Source organism: Micromonospora costi, assembly GCF_003626655.1.
Lineage (GTDB): Bacteria > Actinomycetota > Actinomycetes > Mycobacteriales > Micromonosporaceae > Micromonospora > Micromonospora costi.
Genome location: NZ_RBAN01000002.1, coordinates 197,367 through 222,270, shown reverse-complemented (window position 1 = coordinate 222,270; position 24,904 = coordinate 197,367). Strand labels below are relative to the sequence as shown.

The 24,904-nt window shown below is 68.2% G+C and carries 16 protein-coding genes and 1 pseudogene; 10 read left to right on the top strand and 7 right to left on the bottom strand.

Annotated elements, in window-relative coordinates:
• Nucleotides 1-465: 465 nt before the first annotated feature.
• Nucleotides 466-4,230 carry an LGFP repeat-containing protein gene (locus D7193_RS11885; RefSeq protein WP_147434375.1) on the bottom strand — a complete coding sequence of 1,255 codons (3,765 nt, stop codon included), beginning with the start codon at nucleotides 4,228-4,230 and terminating at the stop codon, nucleotides 466-468.
• Between the two features lie 525 nt (nucleotides 4,231-4,755).
• On the opposite strand from D7193_RS11885, the gene msrB reads away from it, so the two are divergent.
• A complete protein-coding gene (gene msrB / locus D7193_RS11880; protein WP_241562946.1) occupies nucleotides 4,756-5,361 on the top strand; it encodes a peptide-methionine (R)-S-oxide reductase MsrB in 606 nt (201 codons plus the stop codon).
• A 55-nt stretch (nucleotides 5,362-5,416) separates the two neighbouring features.
• On the opposite strand, the gene D7193_RS11875 is transcribed toward msrB, so the two are convergent.
• Nucleotides 5,417-5,647, bottom strand: coding sequence for a peptide-methionine (S)-S-oxide reductase (locus D7193_RS11875; protein WP_120779554.1), 231 nt, complete (start codon nucleotides 5,645-5,647; stop codon nucleotides 5,417-5,419).
• Between D7193_RS11875 and D7193_RS34845 the strand changes: the two genes are divergently transcribed.
• The gene (locus D7193_RS34845; RefSeq protein ID WP_479680915.1) at nucleotides 5,543-5,875 is read left to right on the top strand and encodes a peptide-methionine (S)-S-oxide reductase; all 333 of its coding nucleotides are present in this window, start codon (nucleotides 5,543-5,545) and stop codon (nucleotides 5,873-5,875) included. The genes D7193_RS11875 and D7193_RS34845 overlap by 105 nt on opposite strands.
• A 144-nt stretch (nucleotides 5,876-6,019) precedes the next feature.
• Here the strand turns inward: D7193_RS34845 and D7193_RS33225 are convergent, their stop codons facing one another.
• The 3 genes from D7193_RS33225 to D7193_RS11865 all read right to left on the bottom strand — a co-directional run bounded on the left by D7193_RS33225 (nucleotide 6,020) and on the right by D7193_RS11865 (nucleotide 11,027).
• Nucleotides 6,020-6,322: a hypothetical protein gene (locus D7193_RS33225; protein ID WP_147434374.1), complete on the bottom strand. Its 303-nt coding sequence runs from the start codon at nucleotides 6,320-6,322 to the stop codon at nucleotides 6,020-6,022.
• Nucleotides 6,323-6,715: 393 nt separating this feature from the next.
• Nucleotides 6,716-6,895: a hypothetical protein gene (locus D7193_RS33220; RefSeq protein WP_147434373.1), complete on the bottom strand. Its 180-nt coding sequence runs from the start codon at nucleotides 6,893-6,895 to the stop codon at nucleotides 6,716-6,718.
• Nucleotides 6,896-7,049: 154 nt separating this feature from the next.
• Nucleotides 7,050-11,027 carry a carboxypeptidase regulatory-like domain-containing protein gene (locus tag D7193_RS11865; protein WP_120779553.1) on the bottom strand — a complete coding sequence of 1,326 codons (3,978 nt, stop codon included), beginning with the start codon at nucleotides 11,025-11,027 and terminating at the stop codon, nucleotides 7,050-7,052.
• A gap of 477 nt (nucleotides 11,028-11,504) precedes the next feature.
• Here D7193_RS11865 and D7193_RS33430 point away from each other — a divergent pair, with 477 nt between their 5' ends.
• Both D7193_RS33430 and D7193_RS11860 read left to right on the top strand, forming a co-directional pair.
• Nucleotides 11,505-11,654: a hypothetical protein gene (locus D7193_RS33430; protein WP_158674802.1), complete on the top strand. Its 150-nt coding sequence runs from the start codon at nucleotides 11,505-11,507 to the stop codon at nucleotides 11,652-11,654.
• A 702-nt stretch (nucleotides 11,655-12,356) separates the two neighbouring features.
• A complete protein-coding gene (locus D7193_RS11860) occupies nucleotides 12,357-12,980 on the top strand; it encodes a winged helix-turn-helix domain-containing protein (protein WP_241562945.1) in 624 nt (207 codons plus the stop codon).
• Between the two features lie 1,016 nt (nucleotides 12,981-13,996).
• On the opposite strand, the gene D7193_RS11850 is transcribed toward D7193_RS11860, so the two are convergent.
• Entirely contained in the window at nucleotides 13,997-14,224 is a 228-nt protein-coding gene (locus D7193_RS11850; RefSeq protein ID WP_120779551.1) for a winged helix-turn-helix domain-containing protein, read from the bottom strand.
• 471 nt (nucleotides 14,225-14,695) lie between these two features.
• Here D7193_RS11850 and D7193_RS34840 point away from each other — a divergent pair.
• The 6 genes and pseudogenes from D7193_RS34840 to D7193_RS11820 form a co-directional block, all read left to right on the top strand.
• Nucleotides 14,696-14,926, top strand: a pseudogene (locus D7193_RS34840) (hypothetical protein); the annotation flags it as partial.
• A gap of 424 nt (nucleotides 14,927-15,350) precedes the next feature.
• A complete protein-coding gene (locus tag D7193_RS11840; protein WP_120779550.1) occupies nucleotides 15,351-19,370 on the top strand; it encodes a Pls/PosA family non-ribosomal peptide synthetase in 4,020 nt (1,339 codons plus the stop codon).
• Nucleotides 19,371-19,453: 83 nt separating this feature from the next.
• A complete protein-coding gene (locus tag D7193_RS11835) occupies nucleotides 19,454-20,263 on the top strand; it encodes a dimethylarginine dimethylaminohydrolase family protein (protein WP_120779549.1) in 810 nt (269 codons plus the stop codon).
• Nucleotides 20,263-21,021 (top strand): BPL-N domain-containing protein, encoded by a 759-nt coding sequence (locus D7193_RS11830; protein ID WP_120780349.1) that lies wholly within the window; start codon nucleotides 20,263-20,265, stop codon nucleotides 21,019-21,021. Before D7193_RS11835 ends, D7193_RS11830 begins: the two co-directional genes overlap by 1 nt.
• Entirely contained in the window at nucleotides 21,018-22,406 is a 1,389-nt protein-coding gene (locus tag D7193_RS11825; protein ID WP_120779548.1) for a heparan-alpha-glucosaminide N-acetyltransferase domain-containing protein, read from the top strand. The genes D7193_RS11830 and D7193_RS11825 overlap by 4 nt, the downstream gene beginning before the upstream one ends.
• A 16-nt stretch (nucleotides 22,407-22,422) precedes the next feature.
• Entirely contained in the window at nucleotides 22,423-23,235 is an 813-nt protein-coding gene (locus D7193_RS11820; protein WP_120779547.1) for a BPL-N domain-containing protein, read from the top strand.
• A gap of 325 nt (nucleotides 23,236-23,560) precedes the next feature.
• On the opposite strand, the gene D7193_RS11815 is transcribed toward D7193_RS11820, so the two are convergent.
• Entirely contained in the window at nucleotides 23,561-24,499 is a 939-nt protein-coding gene (locus D7193_RS11815; RefSeq protein ID WP_120779546.1) for an LPXTG cell wall anchor domain-containing protein, read from the bottom strand.
• Between the last annotated feature and the right edge of the window lie 405 nt (nucleotides 24,500-24,904).

Below are 24,904 nucleotides of genomic sequence, written 5' to 3'. Positions count from 1 at the left end.
GTCAGCAGCGGGAGAGACCTGCCCGCCGTCGAGCCGTTCGGGGGCGAGGGTACGGCGGCGCGCCGAGAAGATCACCTGTCGGGTCCCTTCTCGTTCTCCCCGATCAGCGCGGAGATGCTGAAGTCCACGACCTTCACCCCGCCTGCGGTGAGCATGACGTTGCCGGGCGGGCGCGGTGGCAAGCGCCGAGGCGACCTTGTATCCGACCGTCACCGCCTCCCGCCAGGGCAGTCGCCGGTCCCGGCCGAGTCGAGCGCTGAGCGACTCGCCGTCGATCAGCTCCATCACGACGTACGAAACGGTCAGTCCGGCCTGTTCGGACTCGCCGTAGTCGGACGACGTAGGTGGGCCAACCGGATCGTGCGGCGAGGACCTCGGTGATTTGTCGACAACGGCGTCCGACGTCATCCCGGCGGACGCGGGACCCATGGCAGCGGGAGCGCGAGAGGGCTGATTGCGTCGGTGTCATCCTTGAGGTCGGATCTCATCCGCCGCCTGTGATGCGAGCTGCGCATCCGCGGACAGGCCGGCCCGTGTCAGCCAGAGGGCCAGCGTCATGAGAACGTCGGCGATGTTTGCGGCATCTGCGCCAGGCAGAGCCGCCTCCCGGCGGTATGCGTCGACCGCCTGGCGTCCTGGTCCCGCGGCGTCCGCCGGCCTGCCGTCGCAGACGAGTCTGGCTACCAAGGTCAGCAAGGCGTTAGCGAACAGGTGCAGATAGGCATGTAGCGACTCAGCAGGCGGCCTGAGTTCCTTCAAGATATCGACGCACGCCTGCTGGGCTAGCACCGCTTCCGCTGCGAACCAGTTGTCCGCCATCCGGATTGACAACGTCTGAGCAAGGGATGCTTGCAGCATCACACGCTCGGCACGCTGTACCTCGTCTTCGCTTGCCGCACCGGGTGCTGCCGCCGCCGCAATGTAAACCGGGACTGCTTCGGCGCCTGGTTCCCGTGTCTCCGCCCCGCGTCCGGCTCCTGACAACCGCACAACGAGTGTGTGCAGTGTGTCGGCGAACAGGGCGAGATAGCGTGCGGCGATCGACGGCGGGGGCTGGACGCCCCGCAGCGTCTCCGTCGCCAACATGGCCCAGCGAACGGCGTCGGCACGGTTGTCCACGTGGGCGGCATTGCGGGAGGCGTTGATCAAATCAGTGGCAACGTCAATCAAAGCTTGGGCGCGGTCGGCGAGAGGACCGTCAGGTCCGTCGCACGCATCTTCGTCCATGCGCTGCGGGTGCAATGCATCCCGGTAGTCGAGCCAGAGCGGTGCACCGCAGCGTGGATAGCGGACGAGCACCAACCCGTCGTGGCCACCGGGCGCGTGCAGGTAGGGCCCTTCGACGAGCGGCAGTGAACTGAGGTCCTCGTCATCAACGACGGCATGCCCGCTCATGTTGATGACTCGCGCGTCGTACTTCCCACGTTGCTGCCCGAAGGTGAACGTGAACGTGTTGTCGTCGCCCGCATGGAACACGTACACACCGTCGAGGTCGAACTTCTCCGGCAGCCGGTTGGCCTCCAGTGTCTTCGAACGAAACGCCTCGAAATCCATCGACGCGGCCTCCACCGCGTAGAGCAGACCCAGGTTCTGCGGCTCCGTGTAAAGAGCTCCGCCCCCCGCTGTTGTCCCGACCACCGGGTAGTCGGTCGGTGGCGCCAGGTACGCCGCCACGTAGAAACCGAGCCGGCCGACGTCGTCCAGGTCGGCGTCGAGGTTCAAGATGAACCACGGCCCATCCGGTGACGTATGGGTTAGCCGCAGCCATATATCCGGAATACGCAGGTTAGGTCCGCACGCGAAGCCCATGTGAACACCGGTATTGACGTCGAGACCAACCTCGTGCGCGCCGTCGTACAGGACCGGCTCGAAGCGGATCAGGTCGCCGAACGTGAGGCGATGCTCCGATCCGTTGGCCTCGCACCAGTCACCTCGGCTTGGCATGAGCGTAGTCGGCTGCGGGTACGCTACCTGCGCCTCACTGCCCATCAGCTCGTCGAATCCGTACCCGCTGTTAAGAAACATCCCGCCGGCGCTAATCAGAAACGACGGTGACCGGTAGTAGATCTCGACGCCCCCATCGGCGACATCAAACGATGCGGCGAGCAACGGCCGCCGGCCATGGTAGAAGCTGTGCTGGACCGGTCGTGGGTCTCCGCTCGGCGCTGCCCGGTACCCGGCCGACGTGCCAAGTTCGTACAGCGCGGTCGGTGGGCGGTAGGTGGACAGGCCCATGATCAGCGCGTGCATTTCGAACATTCTCGGGAAGAGCGTGTAGGGCTGCTCTTCGATGTCGGTGGGACCCAGCCACATCAGTCCGAACCCGGCCACCTGGTCACCATGTCCGTTCAGCAGGAGTTCGTTGTGACCCGGCTCCGCACTGTTGTAACTTTGCGGCACCCGCCGGAACGGCCCGACTCGACGTTGACGATTGCTGGATATAGCGAACTTGACGGCGATATAATCGAGGATGATTTGCGCTGCGGTGCGGACAGGCTCGTCGCGGGCGAACTCGTAAAGATTCACGATGGCGTGTAGCGCGAGGCGCTGATACGCGCGGGCGTTGAACTCGAGGAAGTCATGTTGGGCGAGACGTTGGAGATGGCGCAGCAGCCAACCGGTAAGTCCACCATCAGCGCTGTTGGCCAAGTTGTCGAAGCGGGGGTCCGGACTCTTGTCGTGGCGCAGCTGGTTGACGAGATAGCGGGAGCTTTCGATCATCAGGATGTGGTTCTCGGTCTCCGGCAAAGGAAAGTCGATAAAGCTTGCGGTGTACCATTCGATGCTCGGGGGATGCGGACCCTGAAGATCCTCGCCGATGAGGGTCGTCAGGATAAAATCCCGGTCGTCGTCGTTCAGAATGTGTCGGTACCTGTACAGCAGCGTCATGTACCCCTTGATGGCCATGTCGTAGTCGCCCGGACGGCACGCGCCGAGCATGTCGTAATGGGTGCCTGTCTGTCCCGGCGTGAGGAGGCGTAGCGCTACCGCAAACAACAGCCTGCTCGGTAGTTCCCCGGTGACACAGAAATTCGGGTCCTCGGCGATGGCTCGCAGGTGGGCGATAAACTGGACAGACTCGTTTTCACCACCTTCCTTCTCCGTCAAAGGGGACGGGCGTAGCGGCCGAGTGTAGGCGTAGTGGCGGGCGACGTCGCTAACCCGTGTCCAGTGGCTGGCGTACGCATGACCAGGGCTGCTGTCACGGGCAGGGGATCCGAGTGGAGCGTCGTGACTAACAAAGCGGTAATCCACCAAGACTCGCGGCGACGGCGGACCAGCTGCGCCAATCCACGTTACTTGGAACTGGTAAGAGCCCTCCTTGGCCGGATCTTCGAGACGAAACAATCCGCTTCCGGCGTTGCGCGCCCATGGCATGTCAAGGGGCGAATCGCCGACGGTGTGGCGGCCCTCCAACTCATTGTCGCGAAACACGGCGACCTCGAACTGGCCGGGGGACAGTGCGTCGCCACCACCCCAGTTCACCTCGATTGAACTGCCGCGTTGGTAGGCCGCTACGACAGCTCCCGCGCCGTAATGAGGCAAGGTCACAACGCTGCCCCGCTCGAACCGCTGCGAAACGGCGTCGCCGAGCGGCATTTCGCCTTCGATGGGGCGGCCCAATGGTCCGGCTGACGCACCGAGTTCGTGCCAACGCTGCATGATCGCACCGATGACCTGAAATGGAGGATCCGGTTCGTTGTCGACAGCGCCGAACTGCAGCCGCACCGGCACCGCGAATCCCTCCGGGCACCGGTCGCGGCCAAACGGACCGCCCTCGTGGCAGCCTTTGGCAACAAAAGCGTACTCGCCGAATCCCTGAAGGCGAGCCCAGATATGGGGATTCGGACGGTGCCACACCGGACAGCCCTCGTCCACGTCCGGTTTCTCAAACCGAATCTGATCCCTCGCTTGGCCTTGGCCCGCGCCGTTGTAGCGGATGTCGTAGCGGAAGTAGTCGTAGGTCACGTGTGGCCACGACCAGTCGAAGCGTGCCTCATTGCGGAGGCGGAACACGCTGAGCACCATGTCCTGCGTCGGCGACCAGGCGATTTCGCCGCGCTCGAACTGCTGCCGGCGGGCGTTCGTGCCGGGGACGTCATCCTCTGAGCCCAAGGGGTGTCCGAATGCGCCCTCGGCCGCACCCCACGCACGCCATCGTTCCCCGATAAGTCCGCCCACCGGGAAGTGGGTGGCCGGCGGAGGTCGGCTGGGACAGTAGTCGGTCATGGAAACGACCTCCCGTGTTCTTTCCGACCGCTGTAAGCAACTCTCGTGCGAGTTGCGGAACTCGACGTCTCAGGCGAGCCGCAGTGCGGATTCGACAGGTGATCGCTGACCCGGCGGAGGCGCCGACCTGTGTCTCCGGACGCGAAGGGTCTCGTCCATACGCCCACCGGCATCCACTTGCGATGCTAGGTCGCTCGGTCGCGCGGCGCGGCCGGTTGCGGAACATGACCGGCCAGTGTCCGATTCGGCGCGGGTGCGGCCCGGCAACCACGCGGTGGGTGACGATGTTCGTCGGCGGCGCCGGCGCCAGCTTCGGGCTCCCGGGCTCGACGGCTTCCTCGATCAACAGGTCGGAGGGCGGCGGCGATGGTCTGATCGCGGTCGCGAGTGGCGTGCTGGTTGCGGGCGACAGCCAAGCTCTCGTACGAAGAGGGCAGCAACACCACCGGCATGGAGTCAGCCGGCCCGCAGGGCTTGAGCAGCCCGAGGAACAAGCGTCGCTGCCTGCGGTAGTAGAGCTTCCCCGTGCTCGGGTCCAAGGCGGCGAGCCCGCGTACCCCGCCTGCGGTTAGCCGACTGCAGGCGGGGTACGCCGTTCGCGATGCGTGTGAAGGCCGGTTGGGCCTGGCATTTCTTGCCGACGACCGATCCGGGGGGAACAAGGTGTCACACGAATATCGCAAGGATCCCGAGACGATTTCGCGGCTCTCGCCGGAGCAGTACCGGGTCACCCAGGAAGCGGCGACGGAGCCGCCCTTCCACAACCCTTACTGGGACAACAAGGAACCGGGCATTTACGTCGACATCGTGTCCGGCGAGCCCCTGTTCGCTTCCGTCGACAAATACGACAGCGGCACCGGGTGGCCGACATTCACGATGCCGATCGAACCGAACAACGTGGTCGAAATCGCGGACACGAGCCTCGGCATCACCCGCACCGAGGTCCGTTCCGCACACGCGGACAGCCACCTCGGCCACGTGTTCGACGACGGCCCCGCGGAGACGGGTGGGTTGCGTTACTGCATGAACTCCGCGGCGCTGCGGTTCATCCGGCGCGACGACCTTGAGCACGAAGGCTACGGCGAGTACCGCAGGGTGTTCGAGCATCCGGACGGGGAGCGACAGCGATGAGCCACCGCACTGAGAAGGCGATCCTGGCCGGTGGCTGCTTCTGGGGCATGCAGGATCAGTTGGTGCCCACGTCGTTGCCCTGACGAATCTTCGTCGTCGGGTCGTGGACCTGGAAGAAGGACTCCGGAAGGTCCCGGTAGGACAACTTCCCGGGGTCGAAGATGATCTCGGTCGCGTCCGCGTGCGTACCGTGGTTCAGGTAGGTCGCGTTCGGCACGTCGCCGCCCCTGTATCTGACCCGGGTGGTGAGCACGCCGTCGCGTTTGCGGATGAGTCGGTCGGCCATCTTCTACTGCGACGACCAGCAGCGGCAGGTCGTCGAGGACACGATCACCGATGTCGACGCGTCCGGCTCTGGCCTGGCAAGGTGGTCACCGAGGTGACCCCCGCCGGCCCCTTCTCGGAGGCCGAGCCGGAACACCAGGACTACCTGGAGCCGTTTTCCGAGGGCTACACGTGCCACTACGTCCGGCCCGACTGGAAGCTCCCCCGTCTGGGCGCGAACGCCAGGTAGGTGGTGCTGCGGGTGGGCCGGGCGTCCGGCACCAGCTGTGCGGGCGGGCGGGGCGCCTCACCTCCGCCGCCATGGTCAGGGCGTTATCCACGGGGGTCGAGAGTTATCCACAGGATGCCGGCAGCCGGCGCGGAGGGACGCGGATCAGGCGTACCAGACGAGCCAGATCTCCTTGTCCTTAACCGGCGACCGGGACCGCTTGGGCTTGGCGCTCGTCCCGGTCAGGCTCTTCACGTCGGCCTCCGGGGCCAGCCAGAACACGCCGTCGACGCGGTGGATGCCGGTGGCGTCGGCGACACAGGGCCGGTTCGGGCCGGCCGCGGTGAAGTTGCGGTTGACCAGGTCCGGCGGCGGCGTCGCCTCGGGTCCTGCTCGTGGACCCGCCGCGCCAGCCGCGACACAGGAACGCCCCCTGCCAGCCCTGTAGTTTCCTGAGCCGCTCGACACGCGTGCGGCCGACCCGGATCCCGTCGCGGCGTAGTTGCCGGTTGCAGCCGGTCGGCGCCGTAGGTGAAGCCGGAGGCTTCCCAGATCTCGTGGATGTTGCAGATCAGGCCGAGGTCGACCAGGTCGCGGTCGCAAGGCTGTTCGGCCTGCTTCTTCCACGCGTAGGAGGTCGATTCGGCGATGTTCAGGACCCCTAGCAGGAGCGCGACTGGGAAGCGGTCCGAGTGTTCAGAAATGAACGTCATGACCGTCGCCGGGTCGGGTCGAGCTCCGGGCGAAATACGCGCTCGCCGTGCTCCTCGGGCGCGGCGCGGCCGGCTGCCGGCCCGCGAACCTCAACCACTCTCGGCGCTACCGTCTGCGGCGGCCCCCCGGGCTTCCCGCGTCCTCGCCTCACGGACGTGGACCGGCAAAACCCTCGACATCCACCGGGCGGATCGGGCCGCGGTCGTCCGCCAGGTCATGGAAGCCGCCGGCTACGAGGTCGACGATGCCAACCGCTGTTCGGCAACCGTCCTCGACGACGGCAAGCCCGGGCGGCGTAACGGTTATTGCCACGTCGACCGGGGCCACCGAGTCGGGTCTCCCTGATCCTGATGCCGGCGGAGCAGGCCGCTCAGGTCCGTTCGATGCACGACGGCGACCCGGCCACCTGGATGGTGACCGGGCCGCCGTCGCACAGGACGCGCGCTACGGGACGCGCGCTACGGCGCGCTCCGTGTACGCGCTACTGGAGCGGGTCGAGTGAGAAATCCGCCGTGACCGTCTGGCCCGCCTTGAGTGTGACCTTCGCCGTTTCAGGCACGTAGCCCTCGGCCGCGACGACCAGCGTGAGTGGGCTCACCCTCGAGTCGATCCAGTACTCGTACGTGCCGTCCTCCTCGGTGACCAGCGTCGTGTGGTACCCCTTGCCGCCATTCACCTGGACGATGACCCCACCGAGCGGCTGGCCGCCGGCCTCGGTGACGGTGCCGGTGATCTTGCCCCACGACTTCGGGGCGGTGACGTTCATCGATACCAGCACCTCACCCACGTTATACGGCGTGTTGGTGCTGGCACCGATCGCGGCGGAGTACGCGCCCGGCTGGTCGACGTCGGCCGACATGGTCGCCTCCACCGTGACCGACTCGCCCGGCTCGAGCGTGACGGACGGGTTGTCGAAGGACACCCAGTCCGCCGGAGCGCCGCCCGTGCTGCCCGTCACGTTCATCACGATGTGCATGTCCGGGAAGCCGATCGACGACGTGTCGGCCGGTTCGGAAATGCCGCAGTCCACCGAGGCGATGTACGACGGAGCCGTCTGGCCGGCGTTGTTCGAGCCGATGAAGAAGTAGCCATCCGCAGGGACGCTCACCTCGACCACCAGGGTGCCACCGGACGGAACCGCGCCCTCGACCGGGACCGTCACCAGAGTGCCGTTACCGGCCGGGACCGTGGCGTCGGCCGAGCCGATGAGCGTCATGTTGGCGTAGCGCAGCTCGCCCTCGAGCGTGTAGAGGTTGACCGTGAGCGGCTGGCTCCCCTGGTTCACCTCCACTCCGAACGACACGCTCGACACGTCCAGGCCGTTGAGCCCGAAGTCGGCCAGCGTGAATGTCCGCAGGTACGAGTTGTTCCGGGTGGTGGCGCCGTTGTTGCACGACGCCGAGTTGCCGGCCATGATCGCCTGCGACGCGGAGTGCGTGATGGTGATCTCGTCGGCCGGGATCGGCGCCGCCTGAGGCGTCACCGTCTCGCCCTTGACGTTCGAACGCGACATCGACGAGCCGGCCGCCGACAGCGTCCCCTTCGGGGCCACCGACGCCGGGACGGTCGCCTTACCCTTCACCGCCGCGAGAGCACCCGTGGCGAGCGGCGCGAACTCGCCGCTGCGGGCTTCCAGCTCGACCGACGCTGGGGCGGTGCCCTCGTTGGTGATCGTGAGCTTCTCCGTGTGCGAGCCGCCCATCGGCAGCTCGGCGTGCGTGTCGCCGTCCGAAGCGATGGTCACCATGCCCGCGGCCAGCGCGGCGTCGAACCTCACGGTGCTGTCCTCGGTAACCATGACCGAGCCGGTGGCAGCCTCATACTTCGGCGCCGTGATCTTGACCGAGTAGCCACCGGTGAGGACCGACGTCGAGTACGTGCCGTCCGCTCCAGTGGTCACGGTCTGGCTCTGGGCCTCGGAGGAGACCGCCACGGTCGCGCCGGAGATCGGCGTACCCGTGTTCCGGTCGGTCACCGTGCCGGCCACCGTGCCTCGTGGCGCGGAGTCGTAGTGGATCGACATTCCGGCGCTGATCGCCGGGGTGTTGTAGGAGAACTGATGGGCGATGGTGCCGTTCTCGTTCTCGATACCCACCGTGGCCGAGCTGCCGGCCGCCGCTCCGCCCGAGTTCGCCCCGTAGCCGAGCTCGATCTCACCGTTCTCTAGGAGAGTCACGGAGAAGTTCGTCCGCGCGGCGCGGTTGGCGTAGAACGTGACGTTCCGGAACTCGAGGACGAACGCGTCCACGCCGTCGGCCTGGGTGGTCGCGGTGTAGAGACCCGACGAGGCGTCGAAGTACAGGTCGTCCCACAGCGGATAGATCGCGGCGTTAGGTGCGGCACTGTTCGGGATCGCGGTGTTGCTGTACACGCTCGAGAGCCCGGCGAAGTTCACGTGGCCGTTGGTGGTCACGTACGCCGTCGTGTAGTCGCCCTCGTAGTACGGGAACGAGAACGGCAGCGGCACCGTGGTCGCCGCGTCGTCACCGGTCAGGTTCACCCGGGTGTCGCCCGTGGCGGCCCCGTCGCTGCCGACCGTGCAGAAGTACCCGAAGTCGTCGTACCGACGGGCGATCTCGGCGGTGACCGTCTCGTCACCGTCGACGACGACCTCCTCCGAGAACGCGCTCGTGCAGGTGCCGCCCTCGATCGAGATGGTGTAGGTGCCCTCGGGCACGTCGGCGAACGCGAACGCGCCGTTGGCGTCGGTGGTGACCGGGTCGAGCGGTGCGGAGATGCTCACCGTGGTGCCGACGAACGGGTTGCCCGTGGCGACGTCCGTGACGGTGCCGGACACGGTGTGGCGTGGCGCGGCCTCCAGGTCGATGTCCACCGTGGTGGTCGCGTCGACGGTGACCGTGGCGCCGGTCGGGGCAGACGGCAGGTAGCCGAACGCCGAGGCCGAGACCTGGTAGTCGCCCACGGCGACGCGGGCGGAGTACGTGCCGTCCGTGCCGGTGGTGACGGTACGGTCGTGCTCGCCGTCGACCGTCACGCGCGCCCCGCTGATCGGGTCGCCGTCGGTCTCGGTGACGGTACCGGCAACGGTGCCCATGTCACCGATCGGCGCAGCGTCGATCAGCGCGGCCAGGTCGAGCGTGCCCTCGCCGTAGACGTTGTTGTTCTCGGCGGTGCCGCCGCACGAGGTGTCGTCGACGTTGTGGGCGGTCCGGTTCAGCAGTTCCCAGGTGCCCGGAATGTCGCCGATCAGTGCCGGTGCGGCGCTCCACAGTACGGCGACGGCGCCCGCGAGGTGCGGGGCGGCCATCGAGGTGCCGTTGTAGAGCGCATACCCATCACCGGGGACCGAGGAGCGAACGGCCACGCCCGGAGCCGAGATGTTCGGCTTGATTCCGCCGCCCTCACCGGGACCGCGCGAGGAGAAGGACGCGATGCGGCCCGAGGAGTCGACCGCGCCCGCCGAGTAGTTCGTAGTGTTCGCGCCCGGCGACGAAGTCGTTCGGCAACCGGGACCGCTGTTGCCCGCCGACCAGGCGCCGAAGATGCCGGCGGCAGCCCACGCGTCGGTGATGTCCTGGTACCAGTCGTCGATGGCCCCGGCGGCGACCGCGCCCCACGAGTTGTTGACGACGTGCGGCCGCTTCGCCGGGTCGGGGTCGGTGCCGTCCGTGCGGGTCGGCGCGGTGATCCACTGACCGGACTCGAGCAGGTCGGCGTCCGAGCAGGTGTCGCAGCCGTTGGCCTCGATCCACTGCGCGTCGGGCGCGACACCGATCTGGTTGCCCTGGCCGTCGTCGCCCATCATGGTGCCCATGGTGTGGGTGCCGTGCCCGTTCACGTCGCACGGATTGCCAGAGCCGCACCGCCCGGAGGAGTCGAACGCGTTGTAGTCGTTGACGATTGTCCCGTCGGGCTGCCGACCGCGGTAACCGTCGGCGAGTGCCGGGTGGTCGAACTGGACGCCGGTGTCGACGCTCGACACGACGATGCCCTCGCCCGTGAAGCCCTGGGCCCAGACCTCAGGGGCGTTGATGAAGTCGAGGCCCCACTCGACCGTGGCCGGGGCGTTCGCTGGCGCCTTTTCGCGCTCGACTGGTTCGACGAGGTCGAACTTCGTGGTCTCGGTGATCTGGCTGACCTCGGACTGCGCGGCGAGCTGCTTCGCGAGCTCCAGCGTGCCGTCCTCGACGAGGATGCGGTTGCTGATCCAGAAGCTCTCGTAGTGGACGTTGTTCGCCTCGAGCTGCTGGATCACGTCGGCCTGGGACGTCTTGGCCGTGCTGGTGAGCGCGTCGTAGACGTACTGGCCGCGCTTGCCCCAGTCGGCGTTGGTCGGCGCCGCGTCCAGGTTGGCCTTCGCCGACAGCTTCACCCAGAAGTCCGCCGAGTCGTGCGTGGTGAGCGTCTTCTCGACGGCCGAGGTGAGCTTGTCGGCCGAGTTGGCTGACGGTGCTGTGGTCGATGGCGCGGCGAACGCGGCGTGTCCTGCGCTCGCCATCACCGTCGTGAGAATCGCGAAAGCCGCTGTTGCGGCTGACACGCGTCTCGCATGCCTGGTTCGTGTGTGCACGGAACCTCCATGTACTAGCGCGCCGCAGAGACAGGACGCGCACGACACCCCACGTTCGTGGGCTATAGACCAACCTGGATGGTGCGGCACAGGTGGGTCTACCCGGCGGCATGGGCAACTCGGGAGCACGCTGGTCAACTCGCGACTAACTGATGGTTAGCGCGTTATAACCGTGCGGCGTTGCCGGGTCCTCGTCCCAACCCCGCGAGATGGCGGGTTCTCCGACATGGCCTGACTCCGACAGGGGCGACCGATGAGTAAGTCACGAGGCTGCACGCCAGCGCATATCGACCCCGGTCGTCGGATGCTCCGAAGCGGCCCGCCGGGACCACGCGGTCCGAACGACCAAACCGCCAGTACCTGACAGCAGCGGACAACCGCGCTGGTTGCGCTGGGCGTAGTGCCATGGGACTCACCATCGTGCCGGGGACCAGCACCGCGAGTGCCAGCCCACAGCCGATCGAGACCTACGTGGTGCAGATGGCACTCGACCCGATCGTGGCCTACGAGGGCCGAGTTGCCGCGCCCAAGCCGGCCGCCCGGACACAAGGTTGACCCGCGGTCGGGCCGGGTCGTGTCGTATGTCGACCACCGCGAGGTCCGGCACGCCGCCGCCCTCAGCCGAGTCGGCGGCGGCAGGAAGCTCTACGACTTCAGTTACTCCTTCGACGGTTCGCCGCTCGGCTGGCCGCCGATCAAGGAGAGTGTTCTCGATCCCGGCGACCGAGCGGTGCTGTGGACGGCAGGCGACCACCTCGTGGCTCTCACGTCGCTGCTCCCGACCGACCCAGGATGGGTCCTGTCACGCCATGGGCATCACCGACTCCGGCTGGGTCACGGGCATCGGCCTCTTAAGACCCCGACGGTGTAGCGCCAGGAGGGGTTCCTCGTCGGCGAATCGCCTGATCAGATCGGCGAGGTCACTGTTCCGAAGGCCTGCCGTATCGCTGCTGGTCAACGCCACACCAGCGTAATGAGCCCCTACACCCCAACCGGAACCGAAGGGCAATTTCTGCCCGACTTCGTCATGGCCCTGACGATAACTGTCAATGCCATCGACCGTTAGTGACAAGTTGCTCACCTGCTGTGCTTGATCGTCCATTCACTTAGTTCATATGGTCCCTTCGGGTAGCCGGCGTGACCCACACGGCGCCTAGAGGGCTTTGGAGGTCCTTCCGGTCCTACCAGCGTCTGCTCCTGTTCCATACCGGGCCGGCGACGCAGGCGGAACGCAGTAGGCCACAGGTAAGGAGAAAAATGACTCTCGCACGGGGGGGAAAGTCCATCGAGGACGTCCGGATGGAGCGTCCACCGGGAGCCGACGGCGCGACCGTGATCATCGCGATCGCCTCCTCGACGGCGGAGAGAGTGCGCCTGGCGTCGCTGGTGACCGGCCATGCTCCGGTGCTGCTGGTCTCGTCGCAGGAGGAGCTCCTGTCGCTACTTGTCGACAGCGACCCGCCCGCCGAAGCCCCGTCAGTCCATCCACGCGTCGTTGAGCCGCTTCCGCGAGCCCTCAGAGGAACGGCTGATGTCGTCCCGGAGGTCGACTCGGACAGGCGGGTGGCAACCTGGTCCGGGCGCACGGTACCCCTGTCGCCCCTCGAGCACGACCTGCTTCGGTACCTTCTGCTGGCACAACTCGGCCGCACCTGCACCTTCGAGTCGCTGCACCGCGCGGTCTGGGGCAACGACCACCTCGGCGGCCGGGGCGACGTGTGGTCGGTGGTGAAGCGACTCCGCCGCAAGCTCGACGAATTGGACTGCCCGCTACGGATCCAGGCGGTGCGCGGCGTCGGCCTGCGTCTTGTCGACCCCGGCGCGGTGCTGTCAACGAACGCCGAAGAAGCGCGAGAGAGCCGAAACCAGATCTGGAAGTGATGCGCCTTCCGGGTCCGCGGCGGTCCGCGCGGGTCCGGGCGCTGGTTTCCGTCAAGGGTGGGCAGCCAGTCGCTTCGAGGGACGAAGCGTCCTCTTCCGGCGCGCCGCGCCAGTCCGGAAATTCGCTATCGCGGCATCGCCACTCGGTGATGGCAATGACACGGCCGGCGTGGTCGGGGTCAGCGCGGACGTGACGGTGACGGACGGCGCACCGCGCGGCCGCTGCCTGGCCAGAAGTTCGCCGGATGAGACGCCTGCCGACTTCACGGTTTGCCCATCGGGGAGGGTGAGTTCTACGGCCCACCAGCGGCCCCGCGTACTGAATCGTTCAGAACTGACCGAGATCGGGGTGTAGTTCTGGGGCTGACGTGACCGCGCGCAGCTCGGCGGCCACCTCGGAAACGCCACCTGGCAAACCATGACGTCCGACGCGGTGGCCACCGTGGCCGTGGTCTCGCCGACGCCCTTGGCACGCAGGGCGGCGGCGACCGCCGCCGCCAGCGAGCCCGTCGTGCGCAGCTCGCGCTCGTGCAGTTCTGGGCTGCCCTCGATAATGGCCTGACGCAGGCGAACCGGGTCGAGGCGGTCGGCGAAGATCTCGTCCGCGATCCGGTAAAGGCAGCGATAACCGCCTCGAAGGGGGCGGCGTCCGTCTCGGCGACAGCGAAGGGTTCGATCGTGGACGCGTCGAGCGCCGATCCTGGGCTAATGCCGCTGGCGGCGTCGTCCTGGCGGCCCGCCCGTCCGCAGGGCAGCGGCCGGAGAGGGGCTTTCAGTGCGCGGGTGAGGAACGTGCCACGATGACGCCGGGCTTAGCGGCGTCTTAAGCGCTTGGACAAGCCAGGTGCCGGTTCGCGCACATGGCGCAACATGAAGACGATTCGCATAACCCCCCTACCTGCACGACTCCATAGGCCAGCGCTGGTACTACCGGACTTGGTGCGCTCCCACGAGCGTCCAACGGGTTCGGCTCCACGTAGTCGGCGTAACGTCAACGCCTCCTGTTTCGCCTTACCTCATGAGTCGTCATGCCTCTTGACGTAGACGCCCCGACCAGGCTCTCCATATACGACGCCTTTGGCGTGCAGCACCAGAAGTGCACGCTGCACGGTTGCAATGGAAACGCTGTAGAGCTGTGACAGCTCGCTATAGGAAGGAATCTTGGACTCGGGTGGGTACTCGCCGGTGGCGATGCGGGCGGCGATGTCGTCCGCGATTTGGCGGTAGGTCATTCGTCGGGGCATGTCACTCCTGAGTTGGCGCCCCGATGAGATCACGGGCACTAGCTCCACTCAACTTCCGGCTGACCCAGTGAACTATGTGCACGTTTGGGTTGGCGGCGAGCGGTGGGCTTGTGAACCTGGGTTGGCACCAAGGGGCACGGACCTCTCGGCGCCCGTGGATGCGGATCTGCACGACCTGGCTGAGCAGCCCTTGCGGCTGGCACTCCTGGGCCATGTTCTGCACAGGGGCGTTCTTCGCGCCCTCTGGATCGCTGGCGAAGACGGTTGTCCACTCCGATGTCGGGAAGGGTGCCTTCAGGTAGGCGGCACATCGCCGCTCGACAAGTCCACTGGCATGGCCGCCGCTGGAGCCGGGGTGGCCACCGTGGCTGCCTGACCGACGCCAGCAAGCGGCGGCGGGTAACCCCCTCGCCTCGTGCCGCCGCGTCGCCTAGGGTTCCGCGTCGTAGCGCCCGGGCGGCGCTGGCGGACCTGGTCTGGGTGGCCGGCTGCCGGTGGGCGATCGAGGAATGCTTCCAACAGGCCAAAGCCGACGCCGGCCTGGACCACTACCAGGTCCGGGACTGGCGGGCCTGGTGCGAGACGCCAGCACCAAGCCCGCCTCAGCCACTACCGACGACGCGGCCACCCACTCACCTGACTGCCGTTGCAGTACTAGTCGCAGGATTCAGCGCAAGACCGGAAGTCGGCGCCGTGACCTGACCCCCCATCTGAGCGGCCCCCGTTCCCCTCGGCGCCAGAGGTATGCCCCTTCGCCGGGATCTGCACTGCAAGCACCGACGGGTGCCGCGCTGGCTGTCTGACTGATGCCTCAGTCACCAGACTGAGGCATCAGTCAGTAATTCGGCCGTTTCTCGGCGTTTCGTGTCATATAGGACTGTCGCCTTTGCTAGCTTCGTGAAGCCTTGTCGGCCTTTGCGGCTTTGATGGGGTTTCCATCCGCCCATGCGGTGACTTCGCTCGCCGGATGTCGGTGCTGCCTTCCGGGGTGGCACCGACATCCGCGCGGCGGCCGCCGGGCGCAGGTGCTTCGAGTGGGTCGGCACAGGGGGTTTGCATTTCCGTGGAGCAGGTCGGGCACGTCGTCGCGTCCACATCACCTGTGCGGCCGGAGCATCCTCCGGCGATGCAGGCGCGGGTCACCGTCGGTTCGTCCGGTGGCGGTCTGCATGCCGAGCCAGCCGATGAGAGGGGCGCGAAGACCCGACGTCTGCACCACGTGTTCGAAAGGGCCTGTGACCGGACGCCGTCCGCCATAGCGCTCGAGTGCGCCGACGAGCGGCTGACCTACCGGGAGTTGGACGAGCGCGCGAACCGTCTGGCCCACCACCTGCGTGTCCTCGGCGTCGTGGGTGGCGCCCGGGTGGCCATCCTGCTGCACCGTTCGGTCGACACCTACGTGGCGTTGCTCGGCGTGGGAAAGGCTGGCGCGGCGTTCGTGCCGATCGACCCCGAATCCCCGGCTGACCGCGTTGCCTACATCGCCGAGGACTCGGACGTCGACCTGGTGTTGACCTCTTCGGCGCTCGCCGACCGTGTGGGCGACCAGCCCACTCTCATCATCGACAAGAGTGTCGTCGAACTCGCCGCGGCGCAGAGCGACCGGCCCGACCTGAACTGCGACGGCGTGCCGGACCCCAGCGCCTACGTGATCTACACCTCCGGGTCCAGTGGCCGGCCCAAGGGTGTCGAGGTGGCGCAGTCGAGCATCTGCAACTTCCTCGACGTGGTACCCGGCCTGTACGACGTGCGCCCCGGCGATCGGGTGTACCAGGGCATGACGATCGCGTTCGATTTCGCGATCGAAGAGATCTGGCCGACCTGGGCGGTCGGCGCGACGTTGGTGGCCGGTCCCAACGACTCCCGCCGCCTCGGAGCCGAATTGGCGGACTTCGTGGACGAGGCCGGCATCACCGTCCTCTACTGCGTCCCCACCCTGCTGGCCACGATTCCCCGCGACCTGCCCCGGATCCGGAACCTGCTCGTCGGTGGTGAAGCGTGCCCGGGTCAGTTGGTCGAACGGTGGAGCCGGCCCGGCCGGCGGATTCTCAACACCTACGGCCCGACCGAAACCACTGTCACCGCGACCTGGGCTGAACTGCTTCCGGGGCGGATCGTCACCATCGGTCGACCCCTGCCGACCTACTCGGTGGTGCTGCTCGACGAGCAGCGCCAGCGAGTGGCCGACGGCGAGGTCGGCGAAATCTGCATCGGCGGACCGGGGGTGGCACGCGGGTACGTCGGACGCCCCGAACTGACCGCCGAGCGGTTCATCGAGCACCCGTTGGCGCCACCCGGCAGTCGGCTGTACCGCACCGGTGACCTGGGCCGGCTCACCGACGACGGTGAGATTGAGTACCTCGGCCGCGCGGATTCTGAAGTCAAGATCCGTGGTCACCGGGTGGATCTCGGCGAGATCGAGAGCGTGCTGCTGGAGGACGCGGACGTGGCAGAGGCCGTCACGGCGCTCGTCCCCGTCATCGACGGCCCGGACGCTCCTCGCGAACTGGCCGCCTACGTCGTGCCACACGACGGCGCGGAGGACAGGTCGGAGGAGTTGATCGACCGGCTCTGCCTCAACCTGCAAACCCGGCTTCCCGCCTACATGGTTCCCTCCTTCCTCGACGTGGTCGCCACGCTGCCGACGATGCCGAGCGGGAAGGTCGACCGGAAGCGGCTGCCCGCGCCGATCCGTCGGCTCACCCGCACCACCGGCCCGCTCGTGGCCGCCGAGAGCGAGCTGGAAGAGCAGGTACGGGCGGCCTGGGCCGAGGCGTTCGGCATCGAGCCCGCAGCGCTCTCGGTCGAGGCGGACTTCTTCACCGACCTCGCCGGACATTCCCTGCTCGCGGCGCGGGTGGTGTCCCTGCTGCGCGCCCGCGGTGTCGGTGCCAGCCCCGCGGTCCGGGACCTGTACGCCCACCCGACCGTGCGTGGCATGGCTGCTCACCTCGGTGCGACAGAGCGGGTCGCAGGGCCGACGGCTCCGCCGCGTCCGGCCCCGGTGCGGCACAGCAGCCGTCGGATCGCGTTCGCCGGGTTCGGCCAAGGAGCGGTGATCTACCTGCTCCTGCTGGCCGCCACGCTCCCGGTCTCCTACGTCTACACCCGCAACGACGGCTACGTGTCCGTCCGGGTCCTCGCGGAGTTGATGGTCGCGATCCTGCTCGCCTACCTCAATGTCAGGTGGGTGCTGCCGGTGCTGCTGGCCCGGCCGCTGGCCGCCGGCATCCGGCCCGGTCGATACCGACTGTGGGGGCTGACCTACGTCCGGCTCTGGGCGCTGAACATGCTCCTGGCGGTGGGGCCGCTGCCGGTGCTCAGTGGTTCTCCGCTGATGGCGACCTACCTGCGGCTGATCGGTGCCCGGATCGGTCGCCGGACCACGATCGCGACCAGCGCGATCAGCCTACCGACGCTGATCTCCATCGGTCAGAACGCCTCCATCGGGTACGGCGTCTCGCTGCGCCCGTGGCGGGTGGAGGACGGCTGGGTCGTCGTCGGGCCGATCACCATCGGGGAGGGTGCCTTCGTCGGCGCGAACGCGGTTCTCGAGCCAGGCGCCTCGGTCGGCGCGTACGCTGCGGTCGGCGAGCAGTCCGTCCTGGTGCACGGCGAGACGGTGCCACCCGGAACACGCTGGGCGGGCTCTCCGCCGGCTCCGACCCCTCGCCTGACGTCCACCGTCGAGGCGATGATCAGCTACCGCCGGCTGCGCCACGGCTGGCGCCTGCACCACTACGCCGCCGCGCTGGTCGGCCTGATCGGCCTGGAACTCGCCGCGATCGCGACGGTCCTGCCCAGCGTGGCACTGGTCTGGTGGGTACTGCTGACCCTGGGCCTGGTGGCCGGGCTCGTCGCGACCATCCCCGCCGGCGTCGTCTACGTGCTCACCGTCTGCGCGGTGGTCGCGATCGGCAAGCGTCTCGTGCTGCCACGGGTGCCCATCGGCGTCCATCACCGCGTGCACTCGATGCTCGGCGTGCGTAAGTGGATCGCTGACAAGCTTCTCGAGTTCAGTTTGATGTTCACCAACTCGCTCTACGCCACCCTCTACACCGGGCCGTGGCTGCGACTGCTCGGTGCCCGGGTGGGCCCCGGGGCCGAGGTGTCGACCGCCGCGCACCTGGACCCCGACCTGCTCACCCTGGGGCCGGAGAGCTTCGTGGCCGACATGGCCAGCCTCGGCGCGGCGACGTTCGCCAACGGCCGGGTGGCGTTCCTGCCCACCACGATCGGCAGCCGGGCGTTCGTCGGGAACGCCGCGTTCGTACCGGCCGGCACGGTGCTGGGAGACGGCTGCCTGCTCGGCGTCGGCACGCTACCGCCCGACAAGGAGGTCCCGGAGGGCACCTCCTGGCTGGGCTCACCGGCGATCCACCTGCCGGTACGCCAGAGCAGCGGCTCGTTCTCCGAGGAGCAGACCTTCCGCCCGCCGCGCGCCGTGGTGGCCCGCCGGCTGTTCATCGAGTTCTTCCGCGCCACCCTGCCCGCGTCGGTGCTCGGCGCCAGCTTCTACCTCTACCTCCTGGCGCTGTCCTGGCTCGCCAACGGTCGTGACCTGCTCGTACCGGCACTGGTCTCACCGTTGGTCGCCATCGGGTCGAGCGTCGCGGTGATCCTGTTCTGCGCCGCGACGAAGCGCAACATCATCGGTACCTACCGACCGCGCGTGGAACCGCTCTGGAGCGACTTCGTCCGCCGCACCGAGTTCGTGACCGGCCTCTACGAGGCCGCGGCGGTCCCGATCGGCGTCGGGCTGCTCGTCGGCACGCCGTTCCTGCCGCCGGTGCTGCGCTGGTTCGGGGTCCACGTCGGCAGACGCACCTGGATCGGCACCACCTACCTCACGGAGTTCGACCTGGTGCGGATCGGCGACGACGCGACCGTGGGCACTGAGGTGTCCCTGCAGACCCACCTGTTCGAAGACCGCGTCATGAAGATGTCCGTGGTCACGGTCGGAGCCGGCGCGACCATCGGCACCCGCGCGATCGTGCTCTACGACGCCGTCGTCGGCGAGGACGTCAGCCTGGACTCGCTCTCCCTGCTCATGAAGGGCGAACACCTCACACCCGGGACGCGATGGCGCGGCATTCCCGCCCAAGGGGTGCTCACCCGCGATCCCGTCGTCCAACAGGCGGCCTGACGCCGCGGCGCGCGGCTGCGCTGCCACCACCTGGCCGCCACTCATTCCGTCCATGTCCAAACTACGAAAGGAAAAACCGCCGCATGAACAAGGCACTCCTGGTCTCCGACGCCGCCTACTTCCGAGTCGACTACGAGATCAACCCGTACATGCACACGGAGGTGCAGCCCGACAACGCCGCGGCCGTGGTCGAGCACCTGAACATCGTCGTCGCGCACCGCGCCGCCGGCCGCCGCATCGAGTACGTGCCGTCCGCGCCGGAATGCCCGGACATGGTCTTCACGGCGAACGCCGCGGTGGTGCGGGGGGACCGGGCCGTTCTCGGTGCACCGCCACCGGAGCGTAAGGCCGAGATGCCGTACTTCCAGGACTGGCTCATCAACCACGACTTCGACGTCGTGGACGCGCCGTACGCGTTCAGCGGTCAGGGCGACGCGTTGGCCTGCGGCGACCTGCTGCTCGCCGGCTACGGCCAGCGCACCGACCGGCGGATGCACGCCGTCCTCGCGCGGGAGCTGAGCTACGAGGTGGTGCCGCTGCAGACGGTGAGCCCCCGGTGGTACGACCTCGACCTGGCCGTCGCGGTCGTCGAACCCGGGCGTGCACTCGCCTACTGTCCGGAGGCGCTCGACGAGCCGAGCCGCCGGCGGCTGCGCGGACTCGGCATGGACCTCATCGAGGTCAGCGTCGAGGAGGCGTCCCGCTTCGCGCTGAACCTGATCAGCGACGGCGTCACCGTGACCATGACCAAGGGCGCCTCGCGGCTGGCTGCTGCGCTCCGGACCCGTGGCCTGCGGGTCGTCGAACTCGACACGACGGAACTCGCCAAGGGCGGGGGAGGGGTGCGCTGCACGGCGTTGACCCTCGACAACCCACTTCCGTCGGGGTGGTGATGGTTCCGGGTCCCTTCGGTCGCCTGCTCGCCACCGGCGGGCGGGCGCTCACCGGCCGTGGCCTGACGGCCGCCTCGCCCCTGCCGGAGCCGACGAAGACACCGGTGGCGCTCGTCTACCGGGGGCCGGCGACGCTGCCCGGATGCCCGGAGGCCGCGGCGGCGCTCCTCAAGTCCAGCCGATGGGGCTTCGACGTGCGGTACGTCGGGCCGGACGAGGACCTGCCGCTCAACCGTCGGACGCTGGCGGAAGCCACGCTCTACGCCCAACCCGGCGGCGGCAGTCTGAAGCGCGGCTACCGGCACCTGAAGAGCCACCGCCACGAGATCCGGGAGTTCGTGCACACCGGCGGGAGGTACCTCGGAATCTGCCTGGGCGGTTACCTCGCCGGGGCCACCCCCGGCTTCGCTCTCCTCCCCGGTGACACCGACCAGTACATCGCCTCCGTCGGCGCCACCATCGACTCGCAGAACGACACCATCGTCCGGGTCTCCTGGCGCCGCCGGCGACGCACGCTCTTCTTCCAGGACGGCCCGTACTTCTGGCTACGGCAGGACGCCGAAGCCGACATCCTCGCGACCTACCCGAACGGCATGATCGCCGCGATGGTCACCCGCTTCGGTGCCGGTCGAGTCGGCGTCGTCGGCCCGCACCCCGAGGCCACCGACGACTGGTACATCGACGCCGGGTTGCCAACCACCGACCGGCTCGGCGCGGACTGCGGCCGGGACCTGATTGACACCGTGATGAGGACATGAACCAGACCGCGAACCTCAGTTGGCAGGAACTCGATCGAGCTGCCGACGCGAACAGGCGCGCCGCCGAAGCCAAGCGGGCCGAGGCCGGCCTCCCGACGACCAACGCGCCAGCCGGACGATCCCGGCTGCTCGGCGTGGACGCCGCTCGCGGCGTCGCACTACTGGCCATGATCGCCGTGCACGCACTGCCCGAATCCGATGCCGCGGGACGACCGACGTGGTGGTTCACGGCCTTCGCCGGGCGGGCTGCGGCCGCGTTCGCGGTACTGGCTGGGGTCACCCTCGCGTTCCTGAGCCAGCGGCAACGGGTGCGACCGAGCGGCAGCTCGGGGCTCGTGACGGCGCTGATCGTCCGGGCGCTGGCCATCGGCGCGATCGGACTGGCGCTGGGTTACACCGACGCGTCCGTGGCGTCGGTGATCCTGCCCTACTACGCGGTGATGTTCCTGCTGGCGATTCCGTTGGTCTTCCTGCCGACCTGGCTGGTGGCGCTCACCGGCGTGGTTATGGCCGCCGGCGCTCCCGTGCTCCGTTACGTTCTGCCACCGCTGCCGGAGCCGAGCTACGACAACGCGGCGTTCGCCCACCTCGTCGACAACCCGGTCGCGCTGCTCACCGAGCTGTCACTCACGGGGGAGTATCCGGCCGTGGCATGGCTGGCATACCTGTGCGCCGGTCTGGTCATCGGACGGCTGACCCTGAGCAGGACGAGGGTCGTCCTGGGGATGCTCGTCACCGGAGTCGCTCTCGCGGTCGCGGCGCCGGTGGCGTCGTCGGTCCTGCTCGACCGGTACGGGGGACTGCAGCAGATCACGCTCGCCCAGCCGCGGAGCGGGCTCGACGTGACGGAGACGGCCGAACTCCTCGCGTTGGGCGGGGACGGGACCACGCCCACCTCGACGTGGTGGTGGCTCGCGGTCGACGGGCCGCACACCGGCACACCGCTGGACCTGCTCGGCACGATCGGGAGCGCGATCGCCCTGATCGCCATCATGCTGCTGGCCGCCCGAGTGACGCGGAGTCTTCCGCGGCGGGCGATCGCCGTGCTGCTGGTACCCCTGGCAGCGACGGGCGGCATGACGTTGACGCTCTACACCGCGCACATCATGTTCATCAACTCGGAACTCGACTCCTTCGCGCCGGCGACCGGATACCTCGCGCAGGTCGTGGGCCTCGTGACATTCGCGGTCGCGTGGTGGGCCACGGCGGGCCGTGGCCCCCTCGAAGGGCTCGTGACGGCGACCTCCCGTGGCGCTCGTCGCCTGGCTACGTGGAACGGGCGACGACGACACGGCCACATCGGGATGTCGATGTACGCGGCAGCGACTCCCCGCCTCCGCGAACGCCCGGTGGAGGCGTCGGCGACGGGACGGCATCGCGGCTGAGCAGGAGGGAAGCGACATGCGGCAGAGCAGGTTGGGCGTACTCGTCAGCACCGGGCACAGGATCAGTCGGCGACGTCTCCTGGTCGGCATCGGCGCGGCCGGCGGCCTGGCCGCGTTCGGCTGGGCCGGGGCCGCAGCAATCTCGAGAAAGAAGCCGCTGGCGCTGGTCTACCGCGGTCCAGCCGCCTGCTCCGGCTGCGCCGAGGCGGTGGCGGCACTTCTGCGCAGTGCACCGGCCGGGTTCCGCACCGAGTACTGCGGCCCGGATGAGGAGCGGCAACTGTCGCGCAGCACGCTGGCCGAAGCGGCGGTCTATGCCCAACCCGGCGGCGGCAACGTCAACCGGGCCTGGCGGAGAATGCGCGACCACGCCGAAGACATCCGCGGCTTCGTCCACGCCGGCGGTCGCTACCTCGGCTTCTGTCTCGGGGCGTACCTCGCCGCCGCCGACCCTGGCTTCGGTCTGATCGACGGGAAGGTGGATCAGTACATCAGCACCGCCGGGGCGAGCGTCGACAGCACCGACGACACGGTGATCGCGGTTACGTGGCGTGGCCGGGTCCGGCACATGTACTTCCAGGACGGCCCGACATTCGAGTTGGGAGCCGGAAGGCCGGGCGCGGTGCTCGCGACCTACGACACCGGGGCCGTCGCCGCCGTCGTCACCACCTTCGGCGCCGGGCGAGTGGGCCTCGTCGGACCACACCCCGAGGCTGACCGCTCCTGGTACGCGGACGTCGGGCTGACCAACCCGGACGGCATCCGGTTCGATCTGGGCCACGACCTCATCGAAAACACCACGGACGGACCGATGCCCGGCTCACAGTGAAGGTTGAACTGGTGTCTCCACCGATGCTGGTCGGCCGGCAAGGCCCAATCAACCGAACGAGCTTGCCACCGGGGCAGTCGATCGGCTGGGACGAACTCCTGACCCGCTGGGACCTCGTCAAGGCCCACGTGCAGGACCGCGGCGTCGACATCGGCGACCCGGCGCTGCCCGCGCTGGATGCCCGGGGCGGTGAAGGGCGTCGCCCAAATCTGGCCGCGCACTGTCGTCCTCGGTGCGGTCGCGGGGGCCGCACCGACCCAGTAGCCGCGTCCGGAAGCAGGAACGCCCCCACCACCTCACGGCAGCGGGGGCGTTCCGGTGAAGGTCAGGCGTCGAAGCGGACCCGACGTCGGCGCGCCACCACCAGCGCCACGCCAGCCAGCACCGCGATCACACCGACACCGCCGAGTGCAGTGGCGTTGACACCCGTGACGGGAAGGCCACCGCCCGCGCCCGGGGCGGGACTGTCGGACGTAGACGCGGTCGGGTCGGCCGTCGGCTCCTCGGTCGACCCGGTCGTCGGCTTGAGGGGGTTGGACTCGCAGCCAATCCCCGGTGTGCCCCTGTTGCCGTCTAGGCCCCACGGGTCGTTGTTCACGTCCACCAACGTGACGCGGTACTTCACGTCAGAGCAGTTGACCGGTCCGGGAGGGCTGGGGAAGTCGGCGCAAAGGTTCTGCGTGGTGCCGGTGTAGACGTACGCCTCGCAGTCGCGCGGCTCCGCGGGCTGGCTGGTCGGCGGGGCGGTCGGCGTCTTCGTCGGTCCGGGGCCCGGTTCGACCGCCTGGAAGTCGACCAGCTCGCCCGCGATCCGCAGGTCTGACACCACAACTGTGCCGGGGGCGGCCAGGTTGTCGTACACTACGCCGGCCTGCCGGATGGTCCCGGCCGCCGGAATCTTGAACGTGATCGTGCCTTCCGCGCCGCACTGCGTGCTGGCGGCGATGTTCTGGTCCCACGAGTTGGTGTTGATGCCGTTCACGACCACGAAGACACGGGGCGCGCCGCCGCTGCACGCCGCCCCGTCGGCGAGCGCGATGGAGAAGCTGACCGCGTCGCCGGCCTCGACGTCGACGCCGAGGTTCGTGGCCTCGACCGACGTGTTATTGCCGACCAGGGTGACGGAGTGCTTGCTTGTGATCGACGAGTCGCCGTTGGCCGTCCACACCGCATCACCGGGCGCGGCCTGAGCGGGACCGGCCAGAGCAAGGGACGAGAGAACGAACGCGCCGACCGCGGCGCCGACAATCTTGAGTGTACGCATAGAGCTCCTTGGCTGAGTGTCGATTCCCGCTCGCTGGCGGGAGGTGGGCAGTCCGACTGGATCAACGACCGCCCGGACCAGGCACAATACGAGGGACACTACTATCAGTCGTCAATCCGCGACGGTCACCTGTTCGGGCCGGGACCCTCGGTCGCGCGGTCCGCCACATGCACTGGACGACAGAGCGGATCGGGTGTTCGGCCCATGCTCGGCTCCCGCACGCCGACCTCGCGGCGAAGTCCCGGGCATGGGCGATCCGAACGGGGGGGCCAGGTAGAGCAGCCAAAAGCCCATGGTAGGACGGGTGGGCCCGCGCGTGGCCCGCCGAGGCCGGGCCTGAATGTGAGCGGTCAGCATTCGGGTAACGGGCCTGTCGTGCTTTGCCGTATGGAGGCTGCTCATGGC

What these genes read in the sequence shown, in the direction of transcription:
- D7193_RS11885 (WP_147434375.1), bottom strand. Translation starts at nt 4,230, where the DNA reads ATGACCGACTACTGTCCCAGCCGACCTCCGCCGGCCACCCACTTCCCG.
- D7193_RS11875 (WP_120779554.1), bottom strand. Translation starts at nt 5,647, where the DNA reads ATGGCCGACCGACTCATCCGCAAACGCGACGGCGTGCTCACCACCCGG.
- D7193_RS11865 (WP_120779553.1), bottom strand. Translation starts at nt 11,027, where the DNA reads ATGGCGAGCGCAGGACACGCCGCGTTCGCCGCGCCATCGACCACAGCA.
- D7193_RS33430 (WP_158674802.1), top strand. Translation starts at nt 11,505, where the DNA reads ATGGGACTCACCATCGTGCCGGGGACCAGCACCGCGAGTGCCAGCCCA.
- D7193_RS11860 (WP_241562945.1), top strand. Translation starts at nt 12,357, where the DNA reads ATGACTCTCGCACGGGGGGGAAAGTCCATCGAGGACGTCCGGATGGAG.
- D7193_RS11850 (WP_120779551.1), bottom strand. Translation starts at nt 14,224, where the DNA reads ATGCCCCGACGAATGACCTACCGCCAAATCGCGGACGACATCGCCGCC.
- D7193_RS11840 (WP_120779550.1), top strand. Translation starts at nt 15,351, where the DNA reads ATGCAGGCGCGGGTCACCGTCGGTTCGTCCGGTGGCGGTCTGCATGCC.
- D7193_RS11835 (WP_120779549.1), top strand. Translation starts at nt 19,454, where the DNA reads ATGAACAAGGCACTCCTGGTCTCCGACGCCGCCTACTTCCGAGTCGAC.
- D7193_RS11830 (WP_120780349.1), top strand. Translation starts at nt 20,263, where the DNA reads ATGGTTCCGGGTCCCTTCGGTCGCCTGCTCGCCACCGGCGGGCGGGCG.
- D7193_RS11825 (WP_120779548.1), top strand. Translation starts at nt 21,018, where the DNA reads ATGAACCAGACCGCGAACCTCAGTTGGCAGGAACTCGATCGAGCTGCC.
- D7193_RS11820 (WP_120779547.1), top strand. Translation starts at nt 22,423, where the DNA reads ATGCGGCAGAGCAGGTTGGGCGTACTCGTCAGCACCGGGCACAGGATC.
- D7193_RS11815 (WP_120779546.1), bottom strand. Translation starts at nt 24,499, where the DNA reads ATGCGTACACTCAAGATTGTCGGCGCCGCGGTCGGCGCGTTCGTTCTC.